Source organism: Spirillospora sp. NPDC047418 (assembly GCF_040643275.1).
In the GTDB taxonomy this organism is placed as follows: Bacteria; Actinomycetota; Actinomycetes; order Streptosporangiales; family Streptosporangiaceae; genus Spirillospora.
Genome location: NZ_JBEYTW010000095.1, coordinates 1 through 23,920 on the forward strand (window position 1 = coordinate 1; position 23,920 = coordinate 23,920).

The 23,920-nt window shown below is 74.4% G+C and carries 21 protein-coding genes; 9 read left to right on the forward strand and 12 right to left on the reverse strand.

Translation table 11 applies throughout. From position 1 onward, the window contains the following. Nucleotides 1-62 precede the first annotated feature (62 nt). Both ABZ806_RS36855 and pdxH read right to left on the reverse strand, forming a co-directional pair. Nucleotides 63-1,460, reverse strand: coding sequence for an MFS transporter (locus ABZ806_RS36855; protein WP_500222804.1), 1,398 nt, complete (start codon nt 1,458-1,460; stop codon nt 63-65). Continuing rightward, a complete protein-coding gene (gene pdxH / locus ABZ806_RS36860; RefSeq protein ID WP_500222806.1) occupies nt 1,457-2,179 on the reverse strand; it encodes a pyridoxamine 5'-phosphate oxidase in 723 nt (240 codons plus the stop codon). The genes ABZ806_RS36855 and pdxH overlap by 4 nt, the downstream gene beginning before the upstream one ends. A 126-nt stretch (nt 2,180-2,305) precedes the next feature. On the opposite strand from pdxH, the gene ABZ806_RS36865 reads away from it, so the two are divergent. Beyond that, a complete protein-coding gene (locus tag ABZ806_RS36865; RefSeq protein ID WP_500222808.1) occupies nt 2,306-3,409 on the forward strand; it encodes a citrate synthase 2 in 1,104 nt (367 codons plus the stop codon). A gap of 134 nt (nt 3,410-3,543) precedes the next feature. Here the strand turns inward: ABZ806_RS36865 and ABZ806_RS36870 are convergent, their stop codons facing one another. Further along, nucleotides 3,544-6,426, reverse strand: a complete 2,883-nt coding sequence (locus ABZ806_RS36870) for a type 1 periplasmic-binding domain-containing protein (protein WP_500222810.1) — start codon at nt 6,424-6,426, stop codon at nt 3,544-3,546. Nucleotides 6,427-6,578: 152 nt separating this feature from the next. Here ABZ806_RS36870 and ABZ806_RS36875 point away from each other — a divergent pair, with 152 nt between their 5' ends. Both ABZ806_RS36875 and serC read left to right on the forward strand, forming a co-directional pair. Further along, on the forward strand, nt 6,579-6,953 hold the full coding sequence (locus tag ABZ806_RS36875) for a hypothetical protein (RefSeq protein ID WP_500222813.1): 375 nt from the start codon (nt 6,579-6,581) through the stop codon (nt 6,951-6,953). Between the two features lie 44 nt (nt 6,954-6,997). Continuing rightward, nucleotides 6,998-8,134: a phosphoserine transaminase gene (serC, locus tag ABZ806_RS36880; RefSeq protein ID WP_500222815.1), complete on the forward strand. Its 1,137-nt coding sequence runs from the start codon at nt 6,998-7,000 to the stop codon at nt 8,132-8,134. A 47-nt stretch (nt 8,135-8,181) separates the two neighbouring features. Here the strand turns inward: serC and ABZ806_RS36885 are convergent, their stop codons facing one another. Next, nucleotides 8,182-9,078, reverse strand: coding sequence for a class II glutamine amidotransferase (locus ABZ806_RS36885; protein ID WP_500222817.1), 897 nt, complete (start codon nt 9,076-9,078; stop codon nt 8,182-8,184). A 16-nt stretch (nt 9,079-9,094) separates the two neighbouring features. On the opposite strand from ABZ806_RS36885, the gene ABZ806_RS36890 reads away from it, so the two are divergent. The 3 genes from ABZ806_RS36890 (at nt 9,095) to ABZ806_RS36900 (ending at nt 12,662) form a co-directional block, all read left to right on the forward strand. After that, a complete protein-coding gene (locus ABZ806_RS36890; RefSeq protein WP_500222819.1) occupies nt 9,095-9,247 on the forward strand; it encodes a hypothetical protein in 153 nt (50 codons plus the stop codon). Nucleotides 9,248-9,297: 50 nt separating this feature from the next. Beyond that, entirely contained in the window at nt 9,298-10,344 is a 1,047-nt protein-coding gene (locus ABZ806_RS36895; RefSeq protein WP_500222822.1) for a hypothetical protein, read from the forward strand. 119 nt (nt 10,345-10,463) lie between these two features. Continuing rightward, nucleotides 10,464-12,662 (forward strand): hypothetical protein, encoded by a 2,199-nt coding sequence (locus tag ABZ806_RS36900; protein WP_500222824.1) that lies wholly within the window; start codon nt 10,464-10,466, stop codon nt 12,660-12,662. On the opposite strand, the gene thpR is transcribed toward ABZ806_RS36900, so the two are convergent. The 3 genes from thpR to ABZ806_RS36915 form a co-directional block, all read right to left on the reverse strand. Then, nucleotides 12,599-13,222 (reverse strand): RNA 2',3'-cyclic phosphodiesterase, encoded by a 624-nt coding sequence (gene thpR, locus ABZ806_RS36905; protein WP_500222826.1) that lies wholly within the window; start codon nt 13,220-13,222, stop codon nt 12,599-12,601. The genes ABZ806_RS36900 and thpR overlap by 64 nt on opposite strands. 69 nt (nt 13,223-13,291) lie before the next feature. After that, a complete protein-coding gene (locus tag ABZ806_RS36910) occupies nt 13,292-14,539 on the reverse strand; it encodes an MFS transporter (protein WP_500222861.1) in 1,248 nt (415 codons plus the stop codon). A gap of 446 nt (nt 14,540-14,985) precedes the next feature. Then, complete coding sequence (locus tag ABZ806_RS36915) at nt 14,986-15,453, reverse strand: MarR family transcriptional regulator (protein WP_500222829.1); 468 nt, start codon at nt 15,451-15,453, stop codon at nt 14,986-14,988. A gap of 144 nt (nt 15,454-15,597) precedes the next feature. Here ABZ806_RS36915 and ABZ806_RS36920 point away from each other — a divergent pair, with 144 nt between their 5' ends. Further along, nucleotides 15,598-15,861, forward strand: a complete 264-nt coding sequence (locus ABZ806_RS36920; protein WP_500222830.1) for a DUF2530 domain-containing protein — start codon at nt 15,598-15,600, stop codon at nt 15,859-15,861. On the opposite strand, the gene ABZ806_RS36925 is transcribed toward ABZ806_RS36920, so the two are convergent. Both ABZ806_RS36925 and ABZ806_RS36930 read right to left on the reverse strand, forming a co-directional pair. Further along, nucleotides 15,858-18,899, reverse strand: coding sequence for a sacsin N-terminal ATP-binding-like domain-containing protein (locus tag ABZ806_RS36925; protein WP_500222833.1), 3,042 nt, complete (start codon nt 18,897-18,899; stop codon nt 15,858-15,860). The two genes, ABZ806_RS36920 and ABZ806_RS36925, sit on opposite strands and share 4 nt — an antisense overlap. A gap of 1 nt (nt 18,900) precedes the next feature. Further along, nucleotides 18,901-19,758 (reverse strand): DUF3027 domain-containing protein, encoded by an 858-nt coding sequence (locus ABZ806_RS36930; protein WP_500222836.1) that lies wholly within the window; start codon nt 19,756-19,758, stop codon nt 18,901-18,903. A gap of 161 nt (nt 19,759-19,919) precedes the next feature. Between ABZ806_RS36930 and ABZ806_RS36935 the strand changes: the two genes are divergently transcribed. After that, entirely contained in the window at nt 19,920-21,323 is a 1,404-nt protein-coding gene (locus ABZ806_RS36935) for an MFS transporter (protein WP_500222838.1), read from the forward strand. 39 nt (nt 21,324-21,362) lie between these two features. Here the strand turns inward: ABZ806_RS36935 and ABZ806_RS36940 are convergent, their stop codons facing one another. Continuing rightward, a complete protein-coding gene (locus tag ABZ806_RS36940; RefSeq protein WP_500222840.1) occupies nt 21,363-21,758 on the reverse strand; it encodes a cold-shock protein in 396 nt (131 codons plus the stop codon). Between the two features lie 158 nt (nt 21,759-21,916). After that, a complete protein-coding gene (locus ABZ806_RS36945; protein WP_500222841.1) occupies nt 21,917-22,594 on the reverse strand; it encodes an HAD family hydrolase in 678 nt (225 codons plus the stop codon). Nucleotides 22,595-22,856: 262 nt separating this feature from the next. On the opposite strand from ABZ806_RS36945, the gene ABZ806_RS36950 reads away from it, so the two are divergent. Next, nucleotides 22,857-23,324 (forward strand): hypothetical protein, encoded by a 468-nt coding sequence (locus ABZ806_RS36950; RefSeq protein ID WP_500222843.1) that lies wholly within the window; start codon nt 22,857-22,859, stop codon nt 23,322-23,324. A 13-nt stretch (nt 23,325-23,337) separates the two neighbouring features. On the opposite strand, the gene ABZ806_RS36955 is transcribed toward ABZ806_RS36950, so the two are convergent. Then, a complete protein-coding gene (locus ABZ806_RS36955) occupies nt 23,338-23,820 on the reverse strand; it encodes a GNAT family N-acetyltransferase (protein ID WP_500222845.1) in 483 nt (160 codons plus the stop codon). Nucleotides 23,821-23,920: the final 100 nt, after the last annotated feature.

Sequence of the window (23,920 nt, forward strand, 5' to 3'; positions counted from 1 at the left end):
TTGGCGTGCGGCGGTCCGGCCGATCATAACCACAACCCCCCGCTTTTAACGGGGGGGGGGGGTCAGGGGGTGGTGGGGACTGGTTCTGTTCTCGTGTCGTAGCGGAGGAGGGCTGGGGCGGCCAGGGCGACCGCTATGACCAGGGCGGCGCAGACCAGGCCGCCGCCCACCCAGGACGCGGTGGCGCCGGTGACGCTCGCGGTCGCGCCCGCCCGGACGTCCCCGAGCCGCGGCCCGCCCGCGACGACGACGGTGAAGACGCCCTGCAGCCGGCCGCGCAGCTTGTCCGGCGCGTACGTCTGCAGCATCGACTGGCGGAACACCGCCGAGACCAGGTCGGCCGCGCCGCCCACGGCGAGCAGCACCACCGCCAGCCACAGCTGCCCGGCGAGCCCGGCCGCCGCCACGGCCAGCCCCCAGATGACGATCGACACGACCAGTGCGACCCCCTGCTTGCGCACCCGGCCGATCCAGCCGGACGACAGCCCGCCGAGGAACGCCCCGATCGCGATGGCGGCGAACAGCCAGCCGACCGCGCCCTCCCCGCCGAACCGGGTCTCGGCGACCTCGGGGAACAGGGCGCGCGGCATCGCGATCGCCATCGCGATGATGTCCACGACGAACGACATCAGCAGCACCGGCTGCGTGGCGAGGTAGCGCAGCCCGTCGATCACCGACCGCAGGCCGGGGGTGCCGGTGACGTCGCCGAGCGGCGGGATCGCGGGCAGCCGCAGCGCCGCGTACAGGACGACGGTGAACAGCACGGCGTCGAGCGCGTAGGCCGCCGCGTAGTGCCAGTGGGCCAGCAGGACGCCCGCGAACAGCGGCCCGGCCAGCATCCCGAACTGGCTGGCGGTGAAGTTGAGGGTGTTGGCCGCCGGGACGAGCTCCCGGTCGACCAGCCGGGGGATGATCGCGCTGCGGGTCGGCGAGGCCACCGCGAACCCGACCGCCTGGACCGCCACCACCCCCATGATCAGGGTGAGGCTGCCGATCCGCAGGAGCGCCTGGACGAGCAGCAGCAGCGTCGCGACCCACATGACGCACGACGACACGAACAGCAGCTTGCGCCGGTCCATGTGGTCGGCGATCGCGCCGCCCCACAGCCCGAACACGATCAGCGGGACGAGGTTGACGAAGCCGAGCACGCCGACCCACAGCGACGACCGCGTCATGTCGTACACCTGGACCGGGACGGCGACGGCGGTGACCTGGAACCCGATGAACGACACGCCCTGCCCGAGCCACAGCCGCCGGTACGCCGGCATCCCGAGCGGCCGGGTGTCGATGGCCAGCCGCCGCAGCCTCCCCCGCGCGCCCCCGCCCGCTTGCGGGCCCCCGTCCGCTTGCGGGCCCTCGTCCGGTTGCGCGGCCTCGTCCGCCTCGGAGTCGGTATCGGTGTCGGCTTTCCGGGCCGTGTCAGGAGTGTCGGCGGGGGGTGGCTGCTGTTCCGGAGTCACGGGGACAGTCTCTCCACCGTCCAGTCCCCGTGGCCGTCCGCACCCCCCGGAATCACGTCGCGGCGGTAGCGGATCCGGTCGTGCAGCCGGTCGCGCCGGCCCTGCCAGAACTCGATCGATTCCGGGACGACCCGGTAGCCGCCCCAGAAGCCCGGCAGCGGCACGACGTCCGAGCCCTCCCCCTCGGGCGCCCCAGGAGGCTGCCCGGCGGCCGGATCCGGCCAGCGCGCGGCCGCCTCGGCGTAGTGGCGCTCCAGCGCGTCCCGGTCCGGGATGGCGCCCGACTGGTGCTCGCTCGCCCAGGCGCCGAGCCGCGACCCGTACGGGCGCGTCCGGAAGTAGGCGGCCGACTCGTCCCGCGTCAGCTCGGTCACCGGGCCCGCGACGCGCACCTGCCGGTACAGCGGATGCCAGGGGAAGACGAGCGCCGCGCGCGGGTTCTCGGCGAGATCGCGCCCTTTGCGGGACGTCAGGTTCGTGAAGAAGCGGAACCCCTGCGGTCCGTAGCCCTTCAGCAGGACGAGCCGGGCGCTCGGTTCGCCGTCCCCGGAGGCGGTCGCGAGCACCATCGCGTTCGGCTCCACGAGCCCGGAGGCGTGCACGTCGGCGAACCAGGCGGCGAACAGCGCGAGCGGATCGGCGGGGAGCGCCGACTCGGACAATTCGCCCGACTCGTAAGATCTCCGGAGCCGCGCGGGATCGGGCGTTGGGGAACTCACAGCGTCAGAGCCTCTCACCTGGAGGTTGTGCAACTCGCACGACCCCTGGGTACTGGTCAGTAAGGCGGACAGGGTTCAATGGCACGGCACCGCCTTATCACTCTTGGGGACGAAAGGCAGGACGACATGTCCGACTTCAAACCTGGTCTCGAGGGGGTCGTGGCCTTCGAGACCGAGATCGCCGAACCGGACAAGGAAGGCGGCGCGCTCCGCTACCGGGGCGTCGACATCGAGGAACTCGTCGGCCGCGTCTCCTTCGGTGACGCCTGGGGCCTGCTGGTGGACGACAGCTTCACCCCGGGCCTGGCCCCCGCCGACCCGCACCTGCTGCCGGTCACCTCCGGCGACGTGCGGGTGGACGTGCAGAGCGCCCTCCCCACCCTCGCCACCGCCTACGGCATGAAGCCGCTGCTCGACATCTCCGACGAGGAGGCCCGCGCCGACCTCGCCCGGGTGTCGGTGACGGCGCTGTCGTTCGTGGCGCAGTCGGCCCGCGGCGTCGGCGTGCCGATGGTCCCGCAGAAGCGGATCGACGAGTCCGCGACCATCACCGAGCGGTTCATGGTCCGCTGGCGCGGTGAGCCCGACCCGAAGCACGTCCGGGCCATCGACGCCTACTGGGTCTCCGCCGCCGAGCACGGCATGAACGCCTCCACGTTCACCGCGCGGGTGATCGCCTCCACCGGGGCGGACGTCGCGGCCAGCATCTCCGGCGCGATCGGCGCCATGTCGGGCCCGCTGCACGGCGGCGCGCCCGCCCGCGTGCTCCCGATGATCGAGAAGGTGGAGCAGCTCGGCGACGCCCGCAAGGTCGTCGGCGACATCCTCGACTCCGGCGACCGGCTGATGGGCTTCGGCCACCGCGTCTACCGCGCCGAGGACCCGCGCGCCCGGGTGCTGCGCCGCACCGCCAGGGAGCTGGACGCGCCGCGCTACGAGGCCGCCAAGGCCCTGGAGGACGCCGCCCTCGCCGAGCTGCGCGAGCGCCGCCCGGACCGCCCGATCGAGACCAACGTCGAGTTCTGGGCCGCGGTCATCCTGGACTTCGCCGACGTCCCGACCGCGATGATGCCCGCCATGTTCACCTGCGGCCGCACCGCCGGGTGGGCGGCGCACATCCTGGAGCAGAAGCGCACCGGCCGCCTCGTCCGCCCGAGCGCCAAGTACACCGGCCCGGGCACCCGCTCGATCGACGAGGTCGCGGGAGCGGCGGACGTCGTCAAGGGCTGACGAAACCTCCCCCCACTCCCCCCAACTCCCCTCGCCATCGACGCGTCTTGAGGCCCCCGGACCGATCCCGGGGGCCTTTTGCGCACCCGCCGCGCGCCCGTCGCGCGCCCGTCGCGCACCCGCTGCATGCCCGCCTACTGCGCCGCCGCCCGGCCGTCCTTGCCGTCCCCGGGCGGGCAGGACGCCTTGCCCTGTTCCCCCGCGATGAGGCGGCCGCAGACCTGCTTGACCTCGGTGGTCCCGTCCGGCTTGATCGTCGCCAGCAGCACCGGCTTGTCCAGGACCTGGTGGCCGGTGCTCCGGGAGCTGAAGCGGAGGACGCCGCTCGCCCCGTTGCGCAGGACGTCGTGGTCGGGGTCGTTCAGCGCCGCGAACACCGATCCCGCCGACGGCAGCGCCTGCTCCTGCCAGTAGACCTTGCTCGCCACGGTCGCGACGAGGGTCACGGCGTCGTAGGCGACCGCCGCGCGGGTGATGGACGGGCGCTGGCCCGGCGCGACGCCCTGGTCGGTCATCGCGCGGACGGCCGGGTCGTAGTCGGAGTAGAAGGTCTGCGGCGCCTGGTCGCCGATCCACCGCCACGTCCACGCCTCCCGCGCGGCGAGCGGCGTGAAGTACAGGTCGAAGGTGTTCTTGCGGCCGATCTCGTCGGCGTTGTCGCTGACGTACTTGGCGATCTCGTCGTCCGCCATGACCAGCGGGCGCTTCGGGCACGACAGCTCCAGCACGTTGGCGAACGAGCGGAACTCGTCGGAACGGCCGGCGTAGTAGAACATGTCGGGCTGGTCCTGGCACGCCTCCCGGACGGCCTTGTTCAGCTCCCCCGCGTTCGTGTACGGGCGCATCAGCGCCTTCCCGGGCCGGAACGCCTTCTCGAAGTCGGCGGCCAGGTTCCGGCTGTAGAGGTCGTCGGGGTCGCCGTCGTAGATGACGACCGCGTCGTCCACCTTCCTGCCGTCCACGTCGCCGTGCCGCGCCCAGTACGCGGCGTGCTCGGCGGTCCGCGAGTTCGGCGAGGCGAGCCGGAAGTAGTACGGCGAGTAGCCCGCGTCGCCGTCCAGCAGCGCCGTCCCGTCGTAGCTGTTGGCGGTGCCGACCAGCGGCAGCGCCGACTTGGCCAGCAGCCGGATCGCCTCCTGCGTCTGCCGCCGGCTCTGCTCGAACCCGACCACGGCGACGATCGAGCGGTCCTTCAGGGCGAGCCTGCGGATCTGCCGGGCGACGTGCACGGCGTACTGGAACTTGGCGCCCGCGTTGGCGATCAGCACCCGCAGCCGCAGGTCCTTGGCCTCGGCGGCGTCGTTGAACCGCTTCTGCGCGATCGCCAGCCCGATCAGCTCGCCCTGCACCCCGGCGAGCAGGTCGATCCGCCGGTTCTTGATGGACGGGTCGGCGGTCACCGGGCCGAGGTAGACGATCGTCGTGTACGGCTTGCCGGACTCCTTGACGTGGTCGTTCAGCGCCTCGATGCGGTCGAGCACCGCGTTCAGCCGGTTGTCGTTGTTCTTGCCGCCGGAGTCCTCGCCGAACCGGAACGACCCGTCGGTGATGCCGACGCACTCGCCGTTCGCCATCCGCCTGATCCCGAACGGCGAGCAGTACTTCACCACCTGCACCGAGATCACCGTGATGGACGCCGCCGCGACCGCGACCATCGCGATCCACGGCAGCGCCGGATGCGCGAGCCGGGGGCGGCGCCGCACCGGCCGGACGGGCGGCAGGTCGCCGCCCGGGTCGCGGGTGATGTCGACGCGCAGCTCGCGGCGCGAGCCGAGGGCGCCGACGCGGTGCTGCTCGCGGGTGTAGCGGTCCCACAGGCCGCGCGCGGCGATGACGCTCTGCGGCTCGCCCGACGACACGTCCACCCGGATGGCCTGCGACAGCCGGTCGAGCAGGCGCGGCGCGGACGGCTCGTCGCCGGCGGGCGCGTTCGGGTCGACGCCCGCGACGACGATGAGCGGGTCGAAGCCGGACACCCGGTCGCTGGCCTGGCAGTCGGCGCGGACCCGCTCCATCAGCTCGACGAACACCACCCCGGGATGCCGCGCCGCCAGGTGCTCGAAGATCAGCACCGGGTAGCGGACGCGGGCCCACGCGGCGCGCCGGTAGTCGCGCCGGTAGTTGCGGCGCAGGTCCTCCAGGAACGCGGCGACGAGCAGCAGGTCGAGCTGCTCGCCGTGCTCGTCCGGCTCGACGGGGCGCGGGTCGAACACGCCGAGCGCGAAGCCGAGGAACCCGGTGGAGTCGCGGTCGACGTAGGGCTGGCGCAGGAACCAGCCGAACCGCCGCACCCCGTACCAGCCGCGCGTCCGGGCGACGATCTGCACGGTCACGAACGCCACCCCGATCACGGCGGCGAGCACGGCGGACGCGAGGTCCAGCGCCGCCGCCGTCCCGGCGCTGATCAGCGCGACGACCGCGATCCCGATGGGGGCGATCTGCTCCAGGAACGACAGGAACGTGGCGGGCCGGCTGCGCACCTCCTCCAGGTCGCGCAGCACGTCCCGGCCCCGGCGGCGGATCACCCGGTTCAGCTCGCGGCGCCGCGCGTTCTCGTTGTCGCCGACGGGCGGCCGGGTGAGCCGCCGGACGAGCTGGTGGTTCTCCCGTTCGGCGGACGAGGCGCCGCGCGGCACCGGGCGGTCCCCGGCGCGCCGGATCTCGCGCAGGTCGCGCAGCCACAGCGCCATCTCCAGCAGCGGGAACCGCAGCCCCGGCTCGCCCCGGGCGCGGCTGCTCGGCTGCGACAGCTCCCGCTTGGCCTCCCGCAGCACGCCCGCGACATCGGTGGCGGGCGTGTCGGCGGCGATGTGCGACACCGGGGCGCGCTCGTCCTCGCAGCGGGACTTCAGCATCTCGGCGGCGTGCGAGGTGGCGCGGCCGGGGCCGAGCAGCAGGAGCAGCGGCCGCAGCCGCTCCCGCAGCCTCCATTTCGGCCGCTCCCGCAGCCGTTCGAACAGGTCGAGCACTCCGCGCAGCCGATCCTCGCTCAGGATCCGGTCGCCGTCGCTCGCCATAGCTCACGCCTCGCTTCCCGCTCGCCCTCTCCTTCGCGCTCCCCCGGCCGGCCCGTCCACCCTTGGACGCTGCGGACGGTCAGATGGATCGAAAATTGTCCAGATCCATGCGGCCGGACAAGAAACTTGGCCACTTTGCCATGATGAGACGCATGAGCCAAGACCGCGATGAGCCGCTCGACGGCGACATCGGCCCCGCGGCCGTGCGGGAGCCGGACGGCGCGAAGGCCGACATCGCGAAGGCCGACGCCGCCGCGAAGGCCGACGCCGCCGCGGAGCTGCGGCGATACGCGGCGGAGCGGGAGGAGCGGCGGCGCCGCACCAACGCCCTGTCGGGGCGGGTCGCCGTCGCGGTCGCCGCGCTGTTCCTGGCGTTCCTGACCTACGACTCCGTCCGCACGGCGATCGAGGCGCACGCCAAGGGCGACGACTGGGTCTATCCGCCGGCCGTGGTCGCCGGGGTCTGCGCGGCGGCGCTGGCGGCCCTGCTGACCTGGGCGTGGCGGCGCCGGCGTCTCGGCATGTGAACCCGGACCGCGATCTTCCTAGCAGGTCGGATAGCCTTCTACAAGTGACCGACAGCGCGAATCCAACCATTGACATTCCAGCCGATCTCAAGCCCGCGGACGGCCGTTTCGGATGCGGTCCGTCCAAGGTCCGCCCCGAGCAGCTCGCCGCCCTCGCCGCGTCCGGCTCCACCTACCTGGGGACCTCGCACCGCCAGAAGCCGGTGAAGTCCCTGGTCGGGCGCGTACGGGAGGGGCTGTCCCAGCTGTTCTCCCTGCCCGAGGGGTACCAGGTCCTGCTGAGCAACGGCGGCACCACGGCGTTCTGGGACGCGGCCGCGTTCGGGCTCGTCCGGCAGCGCTCGCAGCACCTGACGTTCGGTGAGTTCTCCAGCAAGTTCGCCAAGGTCACCACGGGCGCTCCCTGGCTGGGGGACCCGACCGTCATCAGCGGCCCGGCCGGAACGCACCCGGAGGCGTCCGCCGAGGAGGACGTCGACGTCTACGCGCTCACCCACAACGAGACCTCGACCGGCGTCGCGATGCCGATCAGGCGCCCGGCGGGCACGACCGCGCGCGAGGGCCTCGTCCTGGTGGACGCCACGTCCGGCGCGGGCGGCCTGCCCGTGGACGTCACCGAGACCGACGTCTACTACTTCGCGCCGCAGAAGTCCTTCGCGGCGGACGGCGGCCTGTGGGTGGCGCTGGCGTCCCCGGCGGCGCTGGAGCGGATCGACGAGATCGCGATGTCCGACCGGTACGTCCCGGAGTTCTTCAACCTGAAGACGGTCGTGGACAACTCCGCCAAGGACCAGACCTACAACACCCCGGCCGTGGCCACGCTGCTGCTCCTCGCCGAGCAGATCGAGTGGATGAACGGCCGGGGCGGCCTGGAGTGGACGACGTCCCGCACGGCCGACTCGTCGCGGCGGCTCTACACCTGGGCGGAGAAGACGTCCTACACGACGCCGTTCGTGGTCGACCCGGCGCAGCGCTCGCAGGTCGTCGGCACGATCGACTTCAACGACGACGTGGACGCCGCGGCCGTCGCGAAGACGCTGCGCGCCAACGGGATCGTCGACACCGAGCCGTACCGCAAGCTGGGCCGCAACCAGCTGCGCATCGGCATGTTCCCGGCCATCGACCCCGACGACGTCGAAGCCCTCACGAACTGCATCGACCACGTCGTGGAACGCCTCTGACGGTGTGAACCCTCGGGGGCGCCACGCCGCGCCCCCGAGGGCCCGTCCTAGGCGACGGCCAGTGGGGAGCCTGTGCCGCCCGCGCGCTGGACGGTGCGGTGGAGGAGGCCGGTGCGGTCGCGGTCCTGGTCGGCGGCGGTGAAGCCCGTCCAGACGCGGGGGTCCAGGTCGGTGTCGCGGGCGGTGGGGACGAAGTTCGCGGTCGCGAGCACCTCGGGCCGGTCGCGGCGACCGGGGAGGCGCTCCATGCCGACCTTCACGTAGGTGCCCTCGCGGAGCATGACGACGGTGGTGAACTCGACGCTCGTGTGCCGCTCGGCGTCCCGGAACCAGCGCGGGTTGGACCCCCAGTAGATGTTCTGCTCGGTGTCCACGGCGACGGTCAGCGGGCTGAGCGCACCCCGCGCCAGATGCACCTCGGTGGGCCGGTCGCGGTGGACCCAGGCGAGCGCGACCCGCCCGACCACGGCTTCGAGGACGGCGGTCACGTCGGCCGGCGCCGCGCAGCCGGCGAGGAGCTGGAAGATCGGCTCGCTGTCGGTGGTGCCGGCGGCGGCCGGCAGCGCGAACCGCGACCGCAGCTCGGCGGCGTCGATGTCCCCGTTGTGGGTGGCGACGACGTCCCGGACGGCCATCGGGCTCGCGTTGCACGGCTCCAGCGGCGATCCCTGCGTCGCCCAGCGGGTGTGGCCGAGCGCGACCGGCGAGCGGTCCAGCTCCGGGACGTGGGCCGGGCGCCAGATCCCCGAGAAGGGGCCGCGCCCCTTCACCACCCGGCAGCCGCCCGCCGGGCCGCCGAGACCCGGCCGGCCGCCGAGGCCCGGCCACGCGCCGAGCAGCGCCAGGCCCGCCGAGTCCGTCCCGCGCTCCTCCGCGAGCATGCCCAGCGTGACGAACACGTCCGACGCCCGTCCCGGGTCGCCGGCGAACGGCGAGCGCACCATCCCGAACAATCCGCACATGTCTGATGAGATGCAGATCATGGGCGGACGGTTCGAGTCGTCCATCCGGCCGAATAAGCTCGGACCCGTGAACCGCGCGCCCCAATGGCTGCTTCCCACCGTGCTGACCGCGCTCGTGCTCGCCGTGGTCGTCGGTGCGCTGCTGAGCTGACCGGCGCGGGTCCTATGATCGACGGGGCGCGGAACGGGGATGATCAGACCATGTCAGCAAGCCGCGTCGCCGCCCGCGCCGGGGCCGCGGCCGTCCTCGCCGGCGCGTCCGTCGCGGCCTTCTCCCCCGGCGCCTCCGCCGAGATCTCCGCGGGCACCGCCGGGCACGCCGCCGCGCGCGGCGACCGGACGGCGTTCACGATCAGGGACCGGCGGATCACCGAGTCCAGCGGGCTCGCGGCGAGCGCCCGGCATCCCGGGATCGTCTACACGCACAACGACTCGGGCGGCGTCCCGCAGATCTTCGCGCTCGGCCCGGACGGGCGGGTGCGGGCCGTGCTGACGGTGGGCGGCGCGAGCGCCCGCGACTGGGAGGCCATCGCGGTCGGCAAGGACGGCCGCGGCCGACCGGCGATCTTCGTGGCCGACATCGGCGACAACCTCGGCGGCGCCTGGCCGTACGTGACGGTGTACCGGATTCCGGAGCCGTCGCGGTTGCGCAACCGGACGCTGCGCGCGACGGCGTTCAAGATGAAGTACGAGGACGGGCCGCGCAACGCCGAGACCATGATGATCAACCCGCGGACGAACCGGCTCTACATCGCCAGCAAGCTGTTCGGCGGCAAGGTCTACGAGGCGCCCGCGAAGCTGCGCACGGGCGGGTTCAACGTGATGCGCAAGGTCGGCGACGCGCCGGCCATCGCGACGGACGGCGCGTTCTCCCCCGACGGCCGCACCTGCGTGATCAGGACGTACTTCGGCGCCCGGCTGTACGCGGTGGGGGCCGACGGCAGGCCCGGCGAGACGCTGAAGTCGATCGACCTGCCGCTGCAGAAGCAGGGCGAGTCGGTGACCTACACGGCGGACGGCAGGTCGCTGCTGGTGGGGTCGGAGGGCACGGGCCAGCCCGTCTACCAGGTGCCGCTGCCGGCGGAGGCGCTGCCGTCGCCGTCGCCGTCCGCCTCGCCCGAGCACGGCGGGGCCGCGAGCGGAGCCGAGGACGGCCGGCGGGACGCGGGCGGCACGCGGGCCGGCCTGTTCCTCGCGCTCGCGATCGCGGCGGCGGTCGGCTACGGCCTGCTGCGGAAACGGCGGTGACGGCCGGGAACCGAGTGGCGGCCGGGAAACGTACGACCTGACCGGCACGATGGAAAAGGCTTTCGGAGGACGACCGGATCGCGGAAGGGGGCGACGGTCCCGCGCGGACCCGTGTGAGGATGCGGACTGTGGAGCATGAGCTGGTGGGCCTCGCGGGTTCCGGCGGCCGGTGGCGGCCGGTCGCCGCGGGCCCGTTGACCGTCCTCGCGGTGGCGCTCGCGCTGCTGCCGATACGCCCGGTGTGGCTGTGGGGCGCGCTGATCGCCGCCGTCGCCGCGGTCCCGTGGCTGCTGGGCGCGATCCCCGACGCGCGCCGGCGGCGGCCCCGGCCGTACTGGCGGCTGTCGGCGGCGGGCCTGGAGAAGATCGGCCGCGGCGGCCTGGTGATGGTGTCCTACGAGCGGTCCCGGATCGACGGGCTCGCCATCACCACCGGGGACGGCGTGCTGACCGTCTTCCACCGGTTCGGGCGGACGGCCGTCGGCGGCATGACCGCGATGGGCCTGGAGCCGCTGGCGGTGTTCGTGACGGCCCGCCGGCTCGGCGTCCCCATGCACGTCCTGGACGGCGAGGCGACCGACCTGCTCGACCCGGCGCTGGACGAGGCGCTGCGCGTCTCCGGGCTGGAGGACGACGTACCGGGCGGCGGGCCGCTGCCGCGCGACCACGCGGTGGAGAAGCGGCTGCTGGACCAGGAGGCCGCGCTGCTGTCGGCGGCGTACGAGCCGCCCGCCGAGCCGTCCACCGGGGACGCGCCGGCCCGCGGCAGGGGGCGGGCCCGCGAGCAGCGGCTGGACACCCCCGAGCCGCTGCCGAGCCGCCGCCGCATCCTGCTGCTCGGCGTGCTGACCGCGCTGCTCGGCGCCGTGATGATCGTCCGGATCGCGCTGGACGGGACGAGCGAGTTCGGCGCCCGGCTCGCCGCGGGCTGCTGGGCGCTCGCCGCGATCGCCGGGGGCCTCACGGCGCGCCGCCGGCTGCTGCGCGCCGCGCAGATCCGCTGGACGATCACCGCCGAGCGGCTGCTGGTGCGGGCCCGGCCGGGCCGCCGCCGCGAGGTCCAGGACCTGCGCGCCGGCGACGTCGCGGCGGTCGTGGTCGGCCCCGGGCTGCGGCTCGACCCGGTCAGCGGGGAGCCGCGCCGCGCCGACCTCGCCGCGCTGGCGTTCGGGCACCGGATGGAGCTGGTCGCCCGGCTGCCCGCCCACGGCCTGGACGGCTTCCAGCTCGCGCACGCCCTCGACGACCACGGCTACCGGGTGATCACCCCGGGGGCGCGGGCGCCGCGCCGCCCCGACTACGGCCTGGAGGGGCTGCCGGAGATCTTCGCGCAGGTGCCCGGCGGGCGGCTCATCGTCACCGACGGCGGGCTCGGCTGGGCCGACGCCGCCGGCGACGTCGTGCTGAAGATGCCCGAGGACCGGATCGGCGGCATCGAGCTGCTCACCATCGGCGGGCATGCCTGGGTCCGGCTGTACGACTCCGACGGCGACGAGTTCTTCGCCGCGCCGCTGTCGGCGCTGCGGATCTCCCGCACCGACCTGCGCGACACGGCACGCCGGGCGGGCCTGCCCGTCAACGACGCCGAATACGACGCCTACATGAGCGCCGCGTTCCATTCGGCGATGTCCACGCTGGCCGCGCCCGAGCCCGAGCGGGCCGCGGCCGCGCTGCCCGCGCAGACCACCGGGCCCGACGGGCCGGACGGGCCGGACGGGCCGGGCCAGGACGGCCCCGGTCAGGACGGCCCGGTCGCGGACGCGGCGGCGCGGGAGGCCACGGCGCCCCTGCCGCAGGACGTCGCGTTCCCCGTCCTCACGCCGCCGAGCCCCGCCACGGCCCCGGGCGCGCTGCTGGACGCCACCCGCCGCTCCCGCATCGGGACCTACGGGATGAGCGTGCTGCTGTGCGAGGCGGTGGCGCTGCTCGGCGCGGTGTGGCTCGGCCCCGACCTCGGCGGGTTCAACACGACGGCGAGCTGGTCGGTGCCCGCCGGGCTGCTGATCGGGCTCCTCGGCTACTGGCTCTACGACCGGAACCGGTCGCAGCTCCGCGTGTCGTCGGCCGGGCTCGCGGTCGTCACCCGGCGCGGCAAGGTCGAATGGGACCTGGTCCGCGACCGCATCGGCGGCGTCGGGATCGACGAGTCGACGGAGCGGATGCCGCGGCTGGTGGTGTGGGCGCCGTCCGGGCGGGTGCTGCGGCAGATCTCGTTCCCGCCCGACCTGGACGAGCTGCGCCGCGCCTGCGAGCGCTACGGCGTCCCGTGGGGGCCGCCCGACGCCGACCGTCCCGCCCCGCCGCCGCCGGAGCTGTGACGCAGCGACCAGGTCTTCAGCGACTCGTAGGTCACCTGCGCCTGGTCCCTGCCGGGCAGGGTGCTGCGCATCAGCTGGACGGAGTCGGCGGTCCACGGGGCGCCTGCGAACGCCGACAGCGGCTCGATCAGCGACCGCACGTCCACCGGCTGCCTGGACCGTGCCAGCGTCAGGTGCGGGCGGAAACCGCGGTGCTTGTCCGGCAGCGTCCCGACGCGGCGCCCGGCCGCCGTGGTGGACGCGGCGAGCCGCGCCAGCCCGCGCCGGTCGCCGTACAGGCCCGTCCACAGGACGCGGGCGTGCGCGCCGCTGCCGGGGAACGCGCCCGCGCCGGCCAGTGACAGCGCCATCCGCTCGTGCCGTCCGGCGGCCCGTTCCAGCCGGGGCAGCAGCCGGTCGAGGGTGCGGTCGTCGACCTCGCCGAGGAACGTCAGCGTGACGTGCAGCAGATCGCGCCGCACCCAGCGCAGCCCGGGCAGCGCGTCCCGGTGCGGGCGGACGGCCTCCTCGAGCTCGTCCAGGATGTCCGGTGGCGGTACGAGCGCCACGAAAAGCCTCATGGGAGCGTCCGGAGGGCCACCCGGCCAGCTTTCCAGCAGACGGCCCCGGTTGTCACGCGGATCGGTCGCTCATCCTCGGGCGGGGCGCACCCGCCGCATCCGCCGCACCGGCAGCAGCCCGGCCAGGCCCTCCCCCCGCGCGGCCAGCGCGCCGACGGCGAGCGCGGCGAGGACCGACGCCAGCCCGCCGAGGACGAGGCTCATCCGGGCGCCGAAGTGCTCGGCCAGCCATCCGATCGCGGGCGCGCCCACCGGGTTCGTGCCGAGGAACACCAGCATGTAGAGGGCCATCACCCGGCCGCGCATCTCCGCGGAGACGCCGAGCTGCATCGTCGCGTTCGCCGCCGTCGTGATCGTCATCATCGCGATGCCGGTCGGGACGAGCAGCGCCAGGAACAGCCAGTACGTCGGCATCAGCCCGGTGGCGGTCTCCAGCGCCCCGAACACCAGGCCCATCGCGACCAGCAGCCGCAGCCGCGGCCTGGCGACCCGCCTGGCGGCCAGCAGCGCGCCGCTGAGCGCGCCGAGCGCCAGCATGCTGGACGCGAGCCCGAACGCGGACGCGTCGGTGTGGAAGACCTCCTTGGCGACCAGCGCGACCGTCATGTTGAAGTTCATGCCGAACGTCGCGAGGAACCCGACGAGGATCAGGACGAGCATCAGGTCGCGGCGCCCGCGCACGTAGCGGAGCCCCTCGCGCAGCTGCCCCTTGGCCGGCTTGACCGGCGGGGACTCGTGCAGCTCGTCCGTCCGCATCGCGTAGAGCCCGAGCAGGACGGCACCGAACGACGCCGCGTTCACCAGGAACACCGGCCCGGTACCGATCAGCGCGATGAGCACCCCGGCGACGGCGGGCCCGAGCAGCCGCGCGCCGTTGAAGGTGGCGCTGTTCAGCGCGATCGCGTTCGGCAGGTCGCGCTTGCCGACCATCTCGACCACGAACGTCTGCCGGGTCGGGTTGTCGACGACGGTCGCGACGCCGAGCCCGAACGCCAGCAGGTACACGTGCCAGACCTGCGCCTGGCCGCTGACCGTCAGCAGCCCGAGGACCAGCGCCAGCACGCCCATGGAGATCTGGGTGAGCACCAGGACGCGCCGCTTGGGGTACCGGTCGGCGATGACGCCGCCCCAGAGCCCGAACAGCAGCATCGGCAGGAACTGGAGCCCGGTGGTGATGCCGAGCGCGGTACCGCTCCCATGGGCCAGCTCAAGGACGAGCCAGTCCTGCGCCACGCGCTGCATCCAGGTACCGGTGTTGGAGACGACCTGCCCGGCGGCGTACAGCCGGTAGTTCCGGTTCCGCAGCGAACGGAACATCCCGCCGCGCCGCGCGTCCTCGGGCGCGTCCTCCGGGTCGGCTGGAGGACTTTCGTGGAGCGTTCCGTCCTCCGGCACGGCCGGGCCGGCGACCGCAGGCTCATCACCCGGCGCACGCGTCTCGAACTGCGCCGATCGATCAACCTGCGGCACCGCCCCGCCCCGCCCGGTGGGCTTGGGGATGGTGGGGAGGGTCGCGCGGGTGGCGGGGTGGCCGGGGAGGGGACGGCGGCGGGCGCGCGTGGGGGTCGTGGTCTTGGGGGGCGCGGGGGCGGTGGGACCGGCGGCGGCGGCGCGGGGCGGGTGCGCTCGCCGCCGGGCGCGGGCGCCGCGCGTCGCGGCCCCCTCCGGTTCGTCGGGGCCTTCGTTAGCAGAAGTCATTACCAAAGCTAACGGTAATCGGGGCGTCGGCATTCCGGCAAGGGGACACGAGTACCGCCGCGCGGTCAGGACCGGCTGAGCCGGTCGATGATCGGCGCGGCGCGGCGCAGGATCTCCCGCTCGTCGGCGGTCAGCTCGGCGAGCCGGCGGGCCAGCCACGCCTCCTTGCGGCGCCGCTCGTCCGCGAGCAGGGCGGCGCCCTCATCGGTCGCGTTCAGCACGACCTGCCGCCCATCGGTCGGGTGCGGGCTGCGCACGACGAACCCGCGTTCCTCCAGGTAGGCGATCACCCGGGTCATCGAGGGCGGCTGCACCTTCTCGTGGTCGGCCAGCTCGCGCGGCGTCATCGACCCGTGCCGCTCGATCGCGGCGAGCGCGGCGAACTGCGTGAGCGACAGCGGCCGCCCGCCGTCGCCGGCCGCGGGCGCGCGCAGCGTGCGCAGCCGGCGGGTCAGCCGCGCGATCGAGATGCGCAGCTCCTCGGCCAGCCCCGGCGCGGACGCCGTGCGGCCCCGGATCGGTGGGGTTGTCATCGTCATTGGTCTCCCGGGTGATGCTGCCCATGCTGCCACGCCGCCCGTGACATGCGCGCCTCCGGGCCCCGAGGCGGGTTTTGAGCCGCTCATCACCCCGGGCGCGGGGAGACTCCCCGGCGCACGCCACGTAGCCTGAGGGGCATGAGCCGAGCGCGCCGTCCGGACCCGCCGCCGATGCAGACCAACGACGTCCGTATCGCGGCGGCGGGCACGGCCGCCTGGGCCGTCGCGCTGGTCGTGCTGCTCGTCGTGGGGCTGCCGTCCGAGCACCGGTGGTGGCTGTGGGTGTGCGTCGCCGGTATCGGGATCGGCCTGTTCGCCCTGTGGTACGTGCCGAGGCTCCAGTCCGGACGCGCCCGCCAGGAGGCCGCACGCGCCGCCGAACGCCAGAGCTCCGTCGACTAGGGCTCCAGGTCCGCTTCGGCCAGCAGGACGGGCAGGGACTCGGGGGCGTGCAGGACGGCCTCGACCAGCAGCCGGTCGCCCCAGTTCCCGGTGGACCAGGCGAGCGCCCGCGCCAGGCCGTGGACACCGCTCGCGTGGATCTCACCGTCCCTCGTCCACCACGGGACGTCCTCGCCGTCCACGACGAGGCGATCGTGTGCGAGGTAGTCGACGGGCGCGTCCGGCAGGACGGCCCTGACCGCGTCCGGGACGGAACGCTTCTCGCCCTGCGATTCGACCTCGCCCGGCACTTCGTCCCCCGCCAGCGGGAGGTCAAGCAGTTCGGCCAGGCGCGCACCGCGTCCTTGGGCGGCGATGACGAGCGGCTGACCCTGGAGGAGCGGGAGGAGGTCGGGACTGTCCAGGACGAGGGCGTCCCCCGCATCCACGACCTCGACCTCGCCATCGACTATCGCGCGCACATGCTCAGGCGGCTCGATGACCGCGTCGGGGGCGTCGGCCAGGGCCGTCCACAGCGCGCCCGACTGGGCACGGGTCACCCGCCGGCCGGGATCGGCGAGCCGGTCGAGCAGCTCTTGGGCACCGCCGGGCTCGTCGAGGAGTTCCTCCAGCGAGGTGCGGACGCCCAAGGCGAGCAGGAGCCGCTCGTCCAGGCCCTCTGGGGCGATGTCGTAGAGCCCTGCGAGCGACTCGTCCCCGCCCAGGCGGAACTCGCCCGGCCTGCGTCCATCCAGTACCGGATGCCGCCGCAGCCACCACGCCGTGTACGACGGGACGGCGACTCGCCTGCCGTTGTGCAGGGTCACATGGGCGGGATCGACGATCGCGGCCCGCCACGGCGGCCCGGCGAGGACCCTCAGCGCGGCCGCCCAGTCGTCGACGAGTTCCAGGTCGCGGACGGCCGTGAACTCCGGGACGAGGGGCGGGAGGTCCTGCGGCCCGATCCGCCTCAGGGCGTCGTCCGCCCACAGGTCCTCGTCGTCCAGGTCGAGGGTCTCGGCCTCATCGGCGATGCCCAGGAGGTTCACGTCCTCGGCCCTGGCCAGTGCGAAGCCGTCCAGGACGCCGACGGCCGTCAGCGTCTCCGCGCCCCAGCGCTCCAGGATCTCGCCGTCCACCACGCCGAACGGCGCGTCGGCGGCCATCAGGCTCCGCAGCGGGCTCTGCGGCAGCAGCAGCTCACCCGCCGGATAGAGCTCCCCGTCGTCGGCGGGCAGGGCCAGCTCGGCCAGCCACGGCTCGTCGCCCGGATCGACGTGCGCGGCGCCGACCAGCCCCAGCACGGCCTCCGCGACCGCGTCCGGGTCGTCGGCGCCGAACGACTCCTCGACGGCGGCCCGGACTCCGGGGTCGGCGAGGACCGTCCGCGGCCCCGCCTCGATCGCGCCGAGCCGCGTCAGCAGCGGATGGACGGCCTCGGGGTGGACGAACCGCAGCCCGAGCACGTCCAGCCCGGCCGGGTCGACACCGTCCGCGATCAGCAGCCCGCGCGGACCGCGCACCACCCGGCCCGCGTCGCCCGCCAGGGGCACCGGCAGGGCGCCCAGGGCGTCCCTGGCGGCCCCGTCGAGCGCCCCGTACACCCGGTGCCACCACGCCGGTTCCCGGTCCACAGCGGCCAGCTCGTCGATCACGTCGGCCAGCTCGACCCGCCGCACCCCGAGCGCGGCCAGCGCCGGGCTCCGCGCCGGCCAGTCCGGCGGCAGCAGCCCACCGACGACGGCGTCCGCGCCGCCGAGCACCTCGACGAACGGCGCCGGGGCGTCCACGGCGATCGCGTCCCGGCCGCGCGTCCGGTGCGGCAGCAGGGGCGCCTCGGGCAGCCGCTCCCGGATCTCCCGCCGCAGCCGCGCGTCGAGTTCGCCGGCCCCCACCGGGCCCGGCACGAGATCGAGCACGCGCGGCGACACCGGCAGCTCGCCCAGCAGCCGCACGTAGGCCTCGGCGGCCCGCTCCGCCAGGAACCCGGCCAGCGACCCGGGGGCGACGTGCCGCCGGTCCGGCGCGAGCGGGAACGACGCGATGAGCAGGGCGGGCAGGTCCAGCCGCTCGTCACTGGGCGTGGGCGCGTGTACGACGCTCGGCACGCCGCCGGGCCACCCGTCCTCGGGCAGGGCCCACCGGACCTGCCAGAACGGCCGCGCCCGCTCCTCGACGGGACGGTCCCGCAAGAGCGCCCCGGGGATCTCCCCGTGCGCCTCGACCGTCCGCCACGAACCGCCGTCGATGACGACCTCGCCACCGGCACGCCGCTCCGCCGTCAGCCGGCGGACGTCCCCGTCGACATCGATCTCGACGAGCTCCAGGGCAGGCAGGGCCAGCATCAGCGCCGCCCCGACGTCCGCCAGCTGCCGCCGTACGGACGCGACCGCGTCCTCCAGCAGCGGCAGCCGCACAACGGTGTCGAACCCGTCGGGGATGCCGGGCGCGTCGTCCAGCGCGAAGGGCAGCCGCAGCAACGGCACATGCCCGCCGCGCCGCCCGGCCTCCTCGGCGAGCGCCGGCACCGCCTCGACCAGCTCCCGGGCCCGCTCCCGCGACCACCCGACCCCGGCGGCCGCGCGACCACGGGCAGCCACCGCGCCTGCTTCGACAGGGACCGACGCGATGGCGGGAGCGTCGCTGACCGCGACGACGGCGGCGAATCCGACGCCGAAGCGGCCAGTCGCGCCTGTTTCGTCGCGTTTCGCGGACGCGCGGAGCGTGGACAGGGCCTCGACACCGGCGGCGTCCACCGGGCTGCCGGTGTTCGCGGCGGTCAGGACGGCGGTAGCCGACACGGAGGTAGCCGACACGGAGGTAGGCGACACGGTGCCCGCCGGGGACGTCCGCAGGGTCAGGCGGAGGCGGCCGGGGACGGCGGCGCGCGCCGCGGCGTCGGCGGCGTTCTGCGCCAGCTCGATGACGACGCGGTCGCGGTAGCCGCCGAGGGCGTAGTCCTCTTCGGCGTTGGCGTCCTCGCGGAAGCGCGCCGGGGACTCGGCCCAGGCGCGCAGCACGCGCTCGCGCAGCGCCCCGGTGCCGAAGGTGTCCGGCATGTCAGCTATGGCCGAGCGCCTCGTCGTCCAGGGGCGCGGCGTCCTCGTCCCCGGCGGGGACGACCTCGTAGCCCAGCTCGTCGATCACCGGCGGGTTGTGCTCGGACACCGCCGGCAGCGAGACGGCCTCGGAGTGGGCGCCGCACCCGTGGTCGGCGGAGACCACGCGGCCGTCGTCGGGCGCGTACTCGTTGGCGCAGACCCCGAAGACCTGCCGCAGCTCACCGGCAAGGCCGACGAAGAAGCCGCAGGTGGAGCACTGGGCGGGCGCGGACGCGGCGATCGGCGCGCGCGGCCCGGCGACGCCCTCGTACCAGCGGGTCGCGGCCTCGTCGCGGCCCTCCCGCGACAGCACCCGGACGCGGCCGAGCCCGAGCTCCCACTGGGCCTCGCGGTCGGTGGAGTCGTCGACCTGCGTGAAACCGGGGGCGAGCCGGACGTCGTCCGGCGCGGTCGGCAGCAGGTCGCCGGGGCCGAGGTCGCCGGGGCGCAGCCGCTCCAGCCACGGCACCCACGACGGCGCGAGCAGCGCCTCGTCGCCGGGCAGCAGCACGCACTCGCTCACCGTCACGTTCCTCGCGCGCGACGCCCGCGTCACGGTGACCGCCCAGCGCCAGCCCCGGTAGCCGGGGTCGAGGGACTCGAAATAGTGCGTGACCACCCGGTCGGCCTCGGCGCGGAGGCCGAGATGCTCGCCGACGGCGAGCGGCCGGGCCGTCTCCTCGGCGGCCTCGCGGGCGAGGTCGACGGCCTCGGCGCAGGCCGTGTCGACGGCGGGGGTGCGGGTCCGGCGGGCGGGCCCGGACGTGGTGCGCGCGGCGGCGGGACGCGCGGGGCTGGACTGGCGCTGTGGGCTCACCCCCCAATTCTCGCCCATCGGACGCGGTGACCGGACACGCGGCCGGGCGGCGGCCGCGAGGTGAGCCTTCATTCCGGCGGGGAACGTACCCTCAAGCGAACGGCTCCGATGGCCGGAACCCGGTGCCGAGCCGGAACGGCCGCTGGGAGAGATCAGGGCGCATGGCAGACGGGTCGAGGGTCGGACGGTCCGCGCGCGCCGTCCGCGGCGGTGCCGCGCGGGCGGGGCGCGGGGCGCGCTCGGCCGTGCTCGGGACGGGCCGGCTCACCCGCCGCGCCACGCACGCGCAGGGCGCGGGACGCAGCGGGCTCGGCAGCCTGATCGAGGCGTCCGCGTTCAACTCCGCCGGCGACGCCATGGTCACGGTCGCGCTCGCCGGAACGCTGTTCTTCGGCCTGGACGTCAACCAGGCGCGCGGCCAGATCGCCCTCTACCTCCTCGTCACGATGGCGCCGTTCGCGCTGGTCGCGCCGCTGATCGGGCCCGCGCTGGACCGCGCCAGGCACGTCCGCCGGTACGCGATCGCGAGCACGTTCGTGATGCGGGCGCTGCTGTGCTGGGCGATGGCGGGCGCGCTCCCGCACGGCGACCAGGTCACGTTCCTGCCCGCCGCGTTCGGCGTGCTGGTGCTGTCGAAGGCGTTCGGGGTGCTGCGGGCGGCGGTCACCCCGCGCGTCCTGCCGGACGAGATCACGCTGGTGACGGCGAACGCGCGCGCCTCGTTCGCGGGGCTGATCGCGGCGTCGATCACCGCGCCGGCCGCGGCCGGGCTCGCCGTGCTCATCGGGCCGGGCTGGGTGCTGCGCATCGGCACGGTCGTGTTCGTGCTGGGCGTCGTGTTCACGATGCGGCTGCCGGGGCACATCGACGTCCCCGAAGAGGCGGCGCAGCCGGAACCGGCCACGCGGCGGCCGCGCCGGTGGCGGCCCTTCCCCCGCGTCGGGCCCGTCATCGCCGAGGCGATGGAGGCGAACGCGGTGCTGCGCGCCTTCTCCGGCTTCCTGATCATCTACCTGGCGTTCCTGCTGCGGCAGGAGCGGTTCGACCCGGTGTCCCACCATGTCGCGCTCGGCCTGCTGGCGGCGTGCGCGGGCGCGGGCGGGCTGCTCGGGACCGCGCTCGGCGCGTGGATGAAGGCGCGGGCGCCCCGGTTCATCGTGTCGGCGACGCTGGCGGCCGTCACCGGCGTCACCGCGGCGGGCGCCGCGTTCTTCGGGCTGTGGGCGGCCCTCGCCGTGGCGACCGCGGCCGGACTCGGCCAGGTGCTCGGCAAGCTGTCCATGGACGCGGTCGTGCAGCGCGAGACCGGCGAGGAGATGCGCTCGTCCACGTTCGCGGTGTCGGAGACGCTGCACCAGCTCAGCTGGGTCCTGGGCGGGCTGCTCGGCCTCGGCATGTCGATCGTCGCGGACGGGCGCGTCGCGCTGGCGACCGTCGCGGCGGCGCTCGCCGTCGCGTTCGCGCTGCTGGTCTCCCGCCAGGCGGGGACGCGCCGCCGCCGTCACCGCCGCCGTCCGGCCCCGCCCACCACGATCAAGGACGCGCACCCGGAGATGCGCGCCTGACCCGCACGACACTCCTCGGGGCGCTACTCGGGACGCCGCTCAGGAGACCAGGTCGTCGGCGACCGCTCGCAGCACGGTGGCGATCTTCTTCGCCTCCGCCGGGGCCGGGTGCTTGCCGCGCCGGTAGGTGTTGGAGATGCCGTCCAGCAGCTTGATGAGGTCCTCGGTGATCACGACCATCTCGTCCGGCTTCTTGCGGCGCTGCTTGGCGATGGTCTTCTCCACCGACGGCAGCGACTCCAGCACCCGGACCTGGAGGGCCTGCTGGCCGCGCCGTCCCTCCACCACCCCGAACTCGATGCGCTGCCCCGGCCGCAGCGTCGTGACGCCCCCCGGCAGCGCCGATGAGTGCACGAAGACCTCCCCGCCGTCATCGCGGGTGAGGAAGCCGAACCCCTTGTCGGAGTCGTACCACTTGACCTTGCCAGTCGGCACCGGAGACCTCGTTCGGTAATCGTCCTGAATCGCCCCCAAGATTAGTGCCTCGCCGCGGGCCGGTGAACACGCCGGGTACCCGCTGCGACGCCTGCGGGGCAACGCCTCCGACGCTATCCGGGACGTCCGCGGACGGCACCCGAATATCGCCGCGCAACTCAGGCTGCCCGGAATCCGCCGAGCCACTCGGGGAAGGCCAGCAGGTCCGGCAGGACGACGTCCGCGCCGTAGGCGGCGAGGGCCGCCGAATCGAACGCGCCGGTCGCCACGGCGACGGCCACAACGTCCGCCGCCCGCGCGGCGTCCACGTCACCGGTGTGGTCGCCGATGTAGGCGCGGGCGCCGTGCGCCCGCAGCGCCGTGCCCTTCTCGGCGCCGAACAGCCCGCCCACTACGGCATCGACCCGCAGGCCCAGGAACCGGACGGTGCGCTCGGTGTCGGCCTGGTTCTTGCCCGACACGACCACCACGCGCCCGCCGCTGCCCCGCACCGCGTCCAGCGCGGCGACGGCGCCCGGCATGAGGACGGTCGCCGGGATCGCGATACCGGGGTAGATCGCCCGGTACCGGGCGGCCATCGCGGGCACCTCGTCCGCCGGGAACCAGTGGGCCAGCTCCTCCTCCAGCGGCGGCCCGATGCGCCCGACCACGGCCTCGGTGTCGATCGGGACTCCCGTCTCCGCGGCCAGCGCGGCGTACACGGCGCCGATCGCGGCGCGCGTGTCGGCCAGCGTCAGGTCGAGGTCGAAACCGACGGCATAGGACGCGCACGCCGCCGTGCGGGCGGACGTGCGGGCGGACGCGGCACGGGGTTCGGGGGGATCGAGATCGAGCACGCCCACAGGGTAAGGGGCTGGACACGGGAAAGGACCCGCGCTCTCCTGGTAGTGGCGATGCGACGGGATCCGAGTAGGAGAGCACGGGACCGTGATGTCGATATACCCGAGGCCCCGACCACAAACCCCCTGACCAGGGAAAACGCAGTACCCGAACACCCCACCCCGACCCCAAGGACGATCACTTCCCGGTCCGTCCCCCGGCGCAGTTCCCGGCACACCCCCGGCACAGCCCCGGTGCCCCCGGCGAAGGAGGCCGCAGATGGCAGACAACCCCGACCGCCCGGTCGACCCGGCGCCGCCCGCCCGGGAGCCCGCCCCGGTGCACACGCGGGAGCCCGCGCGGGACCCCGCGCAGGAGCACGGCATGACCCGCACCGAGCCGGGCGGCGACCACCGCGCACCCCGCGTCCGGCGCTCGCTGAAGGACCGCGCCGGCGGGGCCCGGCGGCGCACCGCCGGCGCGATCGCCACCGTGATCTCCGTCGTGACGACGCTCGTCGTGCTGATCCTGGCCGTGCACGTCGTGTTCGTGGCGTTCGAGGCGAACACGGCGAACGACCTCGTCCGCTGGTTCGGGGATCGCGCCACCGACCTGTGCTGGCAGTTCAAGGACGTCTTCCAGCCCGCCGACCACAAGACGGAGGTCGCCGTCAACTACGGCCTGGCGGCCCTCGTCTACCTGGTGATCGGCCGGGTCCTCGTCGGCCTGGTCCGCCGCCTGGGCTGACCCTCGGCCGCGCCTAGTCGCGGCCGGGGAAGCGGACGTTCTCGAACGGCCAGGCCGTCGTCGTCCACTGGCGGACGAACGCCTCCAGCTCCTTCTCCAGGACGGAGTTCTCCTCGTCCGCGCGCACCCAGAACACCACGACGGCGTCCGAGCCGGGCTCGTCGGCCGGGGCCACATGGATGCGGCCGAGCTGCCGCTCCCCGTCCGGCGTGGTCACCACATAGCTGAACGAGCGCCGCAGCTGGCCCTGCTTCTGCAGCCACGCGACATCGATCAGCGCCTGCTCGAAGGTGAACTCGCTGTCGGGCCACCCCCACTCGGGTCCGAACCGGCCGGCCAGCCGGTCCAGGCTGCCGATCACGGCGCCGTAGTCCTTCACCACGTCGTGCACGGTGATCGGGCGGATCTGGAAGTCGGGCCCGGCCACCAGCGTGGGCACCACGAAGTCCTCGGGCAGGAAGGCCCCGCCCGCCGCCTTACGCGGAGACTTGAACATCGTCGACCTTTCCGGCGACACCCCTTCCGGCGACGGGGCGTGCGGCATGAACTCTAGTCCCCCGCACCCCGGGACGAGACGCATCCCGGATCCGGGCGCG